This window comes from Pseudomonas tehranensis (genome assembly GCF_014268615.1).
In the GTDB taxonomy this organism is placed as follows: Bacteria; Pseudomonadota; Gammaproteobacteria; order Pseudomonadales; family Pseudomonadaceae; genus Aquipseudomonas; species Aquipseudomonas tehranensis.
Genome location: NZ_JABWQV010000493.1, coordinates 1 through 566 on the forward strand (window position 1 = coordinate 1; position 566 = coordinate 566).

Genomic DNA, 566 nt, shown 5'->3' on the forward strand with positions numbered 1-566 from the left:
GGCAACGCGCTCTTCCCGCCCACGGTGCAGGCCAACATCCTCACCAGCTCCAAGGACACCTTCACCAACAACATCCCCTCGGCCCGCGCCGCCGGGGCGGTTGTTTCCCATGTCGCGCCGGCCGGCACCGAACTGGACATGCCCGAGCCGGAAGAAGAAGCCGAGCCCAGCTACCTGGACATGGCCGGCAACTTCTTCTCGCAGATGTGGCGCCCCACCGTCGCCTCGCCCGCCCCCGGCACGGAGACCCGGCCGGAAGACCTGGTGATCTGCACCAAGCACCCACCGATGCCGCCGCAGTTCATGGCCGAAGGCTCGGACAAAGTCACCATCAACGGCCAGCCCGCCGTGCGCAGCGGCGACCGCAGCACCTGCGATGCGACGGTGGTGTCGGCCGGATTGATTTCCCCGGACGTGACCATTGGCGGCGGCTCAGTGGTGGTGCGTGAGATTCGCAGCGGTAAGACCCCGGGCGTGGGGCTGGCGGTCACCGCGTTACTGATGCTCAAGGGTGGCAAGGGCAAGTTCTTCAGCAAACTGCCGTGCATGCTGGCCGGTGGCGCGGC

General features: G+C 67.7%; 1 protein-coding gene. It reads left to right on the forward strand.

Going from position 1 to position 566, the window contains the following annotated elements; genetic code table 11:
• A partial coding sequence (locus HU811_RS27135; protein WP_186659207.1) for a PAAR domain-containing protein occupies positions 1-566 on the forward strand: 566 nt, incomplete at both ends.